Below are 7,631 nucleotides of genomic sequence, written 5' to 3'. Positions count from 1 at the left end.
AAAAGCAGTATCAAGAAGAACTACAGGTTGGGCAGTAATATTAGGTATAATCATTTTCATAATAGCAATGAACCCACCGGAATTAATGGTATGGTTAAACCTATTTGCCACAGCAGGCCAATTGTCAACTTTCCTATGGCCAACATTATTAGGATTATATTGGAAAAAGGCTAATAAAGAGGGAGCATTGGCAAGTATGATTGTAGGTATAGGAACTTATATATACTTTGACTATTTCATACCAAGGCCATTAGGACTTCATGGAATAGTGCCATCATTATTCCTTTCATTAATTGCATTTATAATAGTTTCAAATATGACAGAAAGACCATCAGACGAAATAATAGAATTGTTTTGGGGAATATAGAATCTGGAAGAATAAAAAACAAGGAATGCCGGCGGCATTCCTTATTTTTTGTATAAATCCTTAGAAATTCTTCCTGTGTACTCATCCAATAGTTGAATATAATTTTTAATCTTTGTATTTTCAAATCTAATTTTTGGAATAGAAATACTCAAGCTGGCAACGGCTTCATTATCTTCATTTAGTATAGGCATTCCCACACATATAAGACCTTCTACAAACTCTTCATTATCAATGGCATAGCCTTCTTTTCTAATATCCTGTAGTTCTTTTTGAAAGTCTTCGTCAGAAGAAATAGTGTTATTAGTATACTTTATATAATTATTGTCAAAAGAAAACCTATTTGAATTAAATGCGGCCATAGACTTTCCAAGAGCACTACAATATATTGGTATATTCATACTAGAATCAACATCAACTCTGAGGGGAGATGTTGAGACAATTTTATCTAAATATATTATGGTATAACCATCTAATATACCAAGGTTAATAGTCTCATTTATTTCTTCAGCCATTTTTTCTAAATGCTTTCTAGATGTTTCTTTAATGATATTATCAATCATCAAGTGTTGACCTAGTGTATGAACCTTCATAGTTGGAAAATATTCATATGTAGAATTATCTTGATCTATGTAATGTAAATATTTAAGTGTATTTAAAATTCTTTGAGTAGTACTTTTAGTATATCCGGTTTTTTCACTAACATCAGTTAAAGTAGCTTTTTTTTCCTCAATAACTAACTCAAGAACATCAAATATTTTTATAGCTGATTTTATAATATTCTTATCCTCTAGCTTATTATCCAAAACTATACCTCCCATAAATTCATATATCATAATTATATGTTAAACTGTCAAAATATACAATGAGTCAGTAGGGACGGTCCTAACTGACTCACAATCTGAGTCACTAAGGACCGTCCCCAGTGACTCACTTCCCTCTTGACTCACATGGCACTTTGATTAAGTTCATTAGCTTAGCTGTAAATGTAGAAGAGAAGTCCTTTTTCTTAAGGAAAAGGAAGCCCCTTCCATAGTGATAACTTGGAAGGGGAGGATTCACTATTGCTTTAGTTTCATAGATAATACAGCTAATCTATTTATATCTGTATTATCTAGATGTTTTGAAAATAGCTCTGCATTTGGTCCATAGGCTTTAACAGGGACGTCTACTCCTGTATGAGCTGTGGAAGTCCATCCGGTATTTGATCTTGTATTCATTATATTAGTAAGGACTTTAAAAATATCCCCTTTCTTTTTATCTCCTAATGCAAGTATTATTTCTGATTCTTCTTTTTCAGTAAGATCATTTATTCCTAGCTCATCCTTAATTAGAGTTTTATAATTTGATATTGTAATAATCTCTGATAAGTATTCAATTGATTTTCTCTGTCCTTTTAAAACTTCTGGATAGTATTCATATTTATTATTGGCACCAATGGAAAGTCCTCCAGTTTCATGATCTGCTGTGACTATGACTAAAGTTTGTTTATCTTTTTTTGCAAATTCATAAGCGGCTTTTACTGCTTCATCAAAATCTAATACTTCATTGGCCATAGCACCAGGATCATTAGCATGAGCTGCATGGTCGATTCTTCCACCCTCAACCATTAGGAAAAATCCTCTATTGTTTTTACTTAATATATCTATAGCCTTATTTGTCATTTCCTCAAGGCTTGGCTCTATTGAAGAATCTCTATCTAATTTATAATTTATATGAGACTCATTAAATAGACCAAGAATTTTCCCATCATTTATATTCTTTAAATCATTTTTTGTTTCTACATAATTATAGCCCATATTTTTAGCTTCTTCTATAAGATTCCTACCATCTTTTCTTTTACCACCATCTTTTTTATCAATAAAATTAACTTTTCCTCCACCCAGTATTACATCTACCTCATGTTCTATTATATCTTCTGCTATTTCAGTCTCATTACCTCGATCAATATTGTGAGAAGCAAAACAAGCAGGTGTTGCATGGGTGATTCTAGTAGTAGTTACAATACCCGTGGATTTCCTAGCTTTTTGTGCTTTTTCAAGAATTGTTTCTATAGGTTCCTGGTTTAAATCTACACTTATAGCTCCATCATAGGTTTTTACGCCAGTAGCCAATGCAGTTCCTGCTGCTGCAGAGTCAGTAACCCATTTATTTTCAGGATCTGCTGAATATGTGGATGCAGTACCAGTGTAATCAAATTTGTCTATATAGAGCTCATCCCCCTTATAGATTCGTCCTAAATTAACCTGCTCAGTTCCCATTCCATCTCCAATAAGGAGTATTACATTTTTAACTCTACTTGGTTCAGCAAAAGATGGAACATAGCTTGTCAGAAATAAAGAAACAACTAATAACGCTGCTAAAACTAAACTAAATCTTTTTTTCTTAAAGAAATCCTTAAAAAAATTCATGAAAAACCCCCCTTAAAATTATATGTTTTAATTAATAATATGGGACATCCATCAAAAATATGACAAGCCATAGCAAAAATTTATGAGTCAGTAGTGAGTCAATGGGGACGGTCCTGATTGACTCATGTCCCTCTTGACTTAGACAAGATTATGTTATAAAATATAAGAGACCATATAAGGACATGTCCTATTATATATTATAGAGGTGATTGATTTGTATATAGATGAAAAAATGGTAATTGATGGTGCGAGGATAGTAGAAGTAGATATACCTTATGCTATACCCTTTCAGATAAGTGGAGGATTAAGCTATAGCCGAAAGTCTTTAATAATAGAGTTATATTCAGACGGAGTTATTGGCTATGGGGAATCAGCTCCTTTTGAAGCGCCATTTTATTCCTCAGAAACTATATCTTCTGCTAAAGCTGTTTTAAGTGAATGGTTATTTCCAAAAATTATTGGTAAAGAAATTCAATCTATTGAAGATATAAACCAAAAACTGAATGAAAATATAAGGGGAAATAACTTTGCTAAGGCAGGTATAGAAACTGCTTACTGGGATTTGGTAGCTAAGAAGAATAATATTTCTTTAAAGGCACTTTTACATCATAAGTTAGAAGAATTAGGCACTACTAAAGAATATTTAAGAAACAAGGATTATATTTATTCAGGAGTATCAATAGGAATTCCTGAAGATGGAAGCTACAAAACCTTAGAAAGATGGGTTAAAGAGTATGTAGAAGAAGGATATAAAAGGGTTAAAGTAAAGATAAAACCAGGTTGGGACTTAAAAGCTATAGAAACTGCAAGAAATGTTGTAGGCAATGATTTTATACTATGGCCTGATGCCAATGCTTCCTATGATCTAGAGGAACATGAAGAAATATTAAGAGAAATGGATAAGTATAATTGCACTTTCATAGAACAGCCTCTTAACCATGATGATATATTAGAACATAATAAACTAAGGCAGGTCATAAAAACACCTATATGCTTTGATGAGTCTTTAAAATCAGAAAGAGTAGCTAAACAAATAATAGAATTGGGTGTATCAAAGATTTGGAACATTAAGATACAAAGAGTAGGTGGGCTTTATGAAGCAGCAAAAATCTATAGTTTAGCTTCTAAACATGAAATAGAAGTTTGGGGAGGAACTATGCCGGAAAGTGGAATTGGTGGAGCAAGTATACTAGCCTTATCAACCTATGCTGGTTTTAAATACCCTGCATGCATAGAACCTAGTAGTCGTTGGTATGGAGCTGGAAAAGATTTAAAGGAAATGAAAATGGATGATAAAGGAAGAGTATATTTAGAAGAAGAGATAGGAATAGGACAAATAAATAAAGCTAATTATAAAAAGTATGGCAAAGTAGTATATGAATAAAAATACTTTGAAATTATATTTAATATACTATATAATTAAATAAAGACATATTAAAGAAATGTCTGAAAAGGAGGAGTAAAGTTATGAAGTTTAAAGAAGTTCAAAAAAAGATAGAAAAAAGTATAATACCAGCTGTACCAGTACCTTTTAAAGAGGATGGGAGTATTGACTATGATTCCCAAGCATCCTATGTAAAGTGGATGAATGATCAACCTATAAAATCTGTTGCTTTATGGGCCCATACAGGTAGAGGACTTAATCTTACAAAAGAACAAAGGGAAAATGTTTTCAATTCCTGGCGTCAAGGACTTAGTGATGACAAGTTAATACTTTGTGGTGTAGGTGCTAATGGAAATGGTTCTATAAGTGATGAAGAGTACATTGAGAAAGCTGTAGATATGGCGAAGCATGCAAAAGAATTAGGAGCAGATATGATTCTCCCTTACGCTCCAACTTTGTTTAGGGGTAGAGATGATCAGGATGAAATGATAGTAAAATACCATGAAAGAATTGCAGAAGTAGGACTTCCAATGATTTTATTCTTCTTGTATGAAGCAGCAGGAGGAATTACTTATTCTCAAGATGTACTAAGGAAATTATTTAATATAGAAAATGTAATTGGAATAAAAATGGCTACTTTGGATTCAATAATGACTTATCAAGATGTAAGTAATTTAATAGTAGAAGAATATCCACATGTATCTTTAATTACAGGAGAAGATAGAATGTTTGGATATACAATTATGAGGGATGCAGTAGGAGCATTAGTAGGATTAGGCAGTATATATACTCAATTACAATTCGACATGATGAAAGCTTATTACAATGGTAAGTATGAGGAGTTTATTGAAAAAAATGCTCTTGTTGAAGAAATAGCAGAATATACATTCTATGCTCCTATGGAAGGATATATAGAAAGAGTACTTTATATACTAGGTAAAAAAGGAATAATTCATATGGAATCAGCAAATGATCCTTATGGTCCAGGAGTAACAGATGAAGAAAGAAAAAGAATTGATAAAGTTATTGAAAAATTAGGAGATATGTAAATACTTTAAGGGGAGGAGTAAAATGAATAATATTTATTTATTAAAAGATGAATTAAATATTGACCCAGCAGTAAAAGAAAAAATTAATTCAGATTATAATAAAATACAGTATGAAGATGTAGGATTAGAGAAGTATATTTTAGAGAAATATAAACTAGATGTTACTGGTAAGTATGGAGATTTAATTATAAAAAATCCCTTTGGTAAAGCTTCTGGCCAGCTTTCCTCCAATATATCTCAAGTTAAAACAGATGCTAATGACGGTTTAGGCTTCACTGTTTTGAAAACAGTAATTTCTCAAAATGAGAAGGCGGAATCATCCATGGAAAAATGGAAAGTTAAAGCTCCTAAGATGGTTGTAGAAGAAATTGTAAGTAAAAGGGGAGAAAAAGGATATACAGTTACCTGGAAAGGAAGAGGATGGGATAAAAGTTTTGAAGATTATTTACAATTAGTGTCTGATTCTTTTGAAGTATATAAAGAAACTGATATGCCAGTTATTCCATCAGTTCAATATCATCTTCCAGCAGATGGAGAAGAATTTAGAGAATCTGAGTATGAATTTACAACTAAAGCTTTAGAAAAAGTTTGGAAAGATTCTAATGTAGATCTACCCTTTATAATAGAGCAGGATTTCAGTGCAACTTTATCAGAATTAGAGAATAGCCAAGAGGAAATATTAAGGTGGTTAAGAGAAGTACCTAAGTTAATAGATAAGTATATTGATACAGATAATAGGCTTCTTGGAATTAAATTATTCAATCCTTTACATGATGATGAATTTCAAGTGGAGATGCTAAACACTTTAAATGAAAATTCATTTAAAGTAGTGAATACAGTAACTGCTTTTAATAGATTATTTGACTTAGATAGAGTTTTTGAAGGCAAAAAAGGAATAGCTTATGGTGGATATGATTTAAGTGATAGGAATTTAAGAGTTCTTTCTAAATTTATAGAAGAAAATAAAGAGAAAAACTTTATACCTATTAGCGCAACAGGCAATATTAATTCAGGAAAAATGATGGTGGAATATGCATTGAGAGGAGCGACCTCTGGTCAAATGCATACCTATTTTCAGCTTCCAAATAAAAACTATAAATTAGAAAAAGGAAGTAGGACTAAAAAGGCTCTTCATGAACTTATGTTTAACCCAGAGGAAGGATTAGTTGCAACTATGCTTTCTTTAAAAAATATTCTTGGCATTAAAGAGGAAGTATTTAGATTTTTAGATATATCAAAGCTCTATAAAGAAGTCAAAATAAATAAACTAAAATAGGGGGTATCATCATGTCGAAAAAGGAGAAAAGCGTTTTTAAAAACATTATTTCTTTAATCGGACCTGGTTTAATAACAGCAGCAGTAGTAATGGGCCCTGGCAGTATAACAGTTAGTAGTAAAGCAGGAGCAACAATGGGGTATTCTGTATTATGGACAGTGGCTATAGCGGCTATAATGATGGCTATGTTTTCAAAGATGGGCTCAACTATTGGTCTTATGTCAGAACAATCCTTTTTACAAACTGTATCTAGTAAGTATGGAAAAGTAGTGGCAATTATAATAGGTTTAAGTGGATTTTTTATTACTACAGGATTTCAAACAGGAAATAATATAGGAGTGGGACTAGCCCTTAGTTCTATGTTTGGGGGTTCAGTAGGATTATGGGCAGCAGCTTTTACCGTAGTAGCCTTAACCTTTTTATGGACGTCTGCAGATATATATAAATTCTTAGAAAGAGTAATGACCTTTTTAGTATTTATAATGATAATTACCTTTTTCGGAAACTTATTAATAATTAGGCCTAATTTCGGAGAGCTTGCTAAAGGGTTTATTCCTAGTAAGCCAGAAATATTTGGATTAGTTGTAGCTATATCAGCAACTACTTTCAGTATTGCAGCAGCGGCTTTTCAATCATATGTTGTTCGTTCCAAAGGTTGGACTAAGGATGATTTAGAAGAAGGTATTAAAAGTTCAAACATTGGGATTACTATTCTAGCTTGTATTAGTATGGTTATAATTATAACAGCTGCTACAGTATTAAAACCTGCAGGTATTACTGTTGAAAGTGCAGTAGATATGGCTATGCAATTAGAGCCTTTACTTGGACCAGCGGCAAAGTGGATGTTTTTATTCGGACTTTGGTCTGCAGCATTTTCATCATTCATTGGTAATGCAATGATAGGAGGGACCTTCCTAGCAGATGGTCTTGGACTAGGGGATACTATGGATAGTAAATGGTCTAAAATATTTGCTTCAGGAGTAATGGTTTTAGGAACTATTGCAGCTATAGCATTTGGACAAAACCCTATCCAATTATTAGTACTGGCCCAAGGAACTACTATATTTGCAGTTCCATTAATGGCAATAGTTATGTTATTACTAGCAAATAATGAAGAATTAATGAAAGAATACAAGAATAAGCCTAT

At 32.2% G+C, this 7,631-nt stretch carries 7 protein-coding genes; 5 read left to right on the top strand and 2 right to left on the bottom strand.

Features of this window, described 5'->3' with window-relative positions; all coding sequences use genetic code 11:
- Positions 1-367, top strand: a 367-nt coding sequence (panF, locus tag VK071_12065; protein HLR36047.1) for a sodium/panthothenate symporter, incomplete at its 5' end; no start/stop codon positions are given.
- Between the two features lie 41 nt (positions 368-408).
- Here panF and VK071_12060 read toward each other — a convergent pair.
- Positions 409-1,170: an IclR family transcriptional regulator gene (locus VK071_12060; protein ID HLR36046.1), complete on the bottom strand. Its 762-nt coding sequence runs from the start codon at positions 1,168-1,170 to the stop codon at positions 409-411.
- Between the two features lie 255 nt (positions 1,171-1,425).
- On the bottom strand, positions 1,426-2,775 hold the full coding sequence (locus tag VK071_12055; protein ID HLR36045.1) for an alkaline phosphatase: 1,350 nt from the start codon (positions 2,773-2,775) through the stop codon (positions 1,426-1,428).
- 214 nt (positions 2,776-2,989) lie between these two features.
- Between VK071_12055 and menC the strand changes: the two genes are divergently transcribed.
- The 4 genes from menC to VK071_12035 all read left to right on the top strand — a co-directional run.
- Positions 2,990-4,159 carry an o-succinylbenzoate synthase gene (gene menC, locus VK071_12050; GenBank protein HLR36044.1) on the top strand — a complete coding sequence of 390 codons (1,170 nt, stop codon included), beginning with the start codon at positions 2,990-2,992 and terminating at the stop codon, positions 4,157-4,159.
- A gap of 83 nt (positions 4,160-4,242) precedes the next feature.
- Positions 4,243-5,208: a dihydrodipicolinate synthase family protein gene (locus tag VK071_12045; GenBank protein ID HLR36043.1), complete on the top strand. Its 966-nt coding sequence runs from the start codon at positions 4,243-4,245 to the stop codon at positions 5,206-5,208.
- A gap of 22 nt (positions 5,209-5,230) precedes the next feature.
- Positions 5,231-6,484: a hypothetical protein gene (locus VK071_12040; protein ID HLR36042.1), complete on the top strand. Its 1,254-nt coding sequence runs from the start codon at positions 5,231-5,233 to the stop codon at positions 6,482-6,484.
- Positions 6,485-6,495: 11 nt separating this feature from the next.
- Positions 6,496-7,631, top strand: a 1,136-nt coding sequence (locus VK071_12035) for a divalent metal cation transporter (protein ID HLR36041.1), incomplete at its 3' end; no start/stop codon positions are given.

The sequence above is a fragment of the Tissierellales bacterium genome, from assembly GCA_035301805.1.
GTDB lineage: Bacteria > Bacillota > Clostridia > Tissierellales > DATGTQ01 > DATGTQ01.
This window is presented reverse-complemented; position numbering and strand designations above follow the sequence as displayed.

Excerpts from the sequence above, each read along its gene's own strand:
- VK071_12045 (HLR36043.1), top strand. The coding sequence starts at position 4,243 with ATGAAGTTTAAAGAAGTTCAAAAAAAGATAGAAAAAAGTATAATACCA.
- VK071_12040 (HLR36042.1), top strand. The coding sequence starts at position 5,231 with ATGAATAATATTTATTTATTAAAAGATGAATTAAATATTGACCCAGCA.
- VK071_12055 (HLR36045.1), bottom strand. The coding sequence starts at position 2,775 with ATGAATTTTTTTAAGGATTTCTTTAAGAAAAAAAGATTTAGTTTAGTT.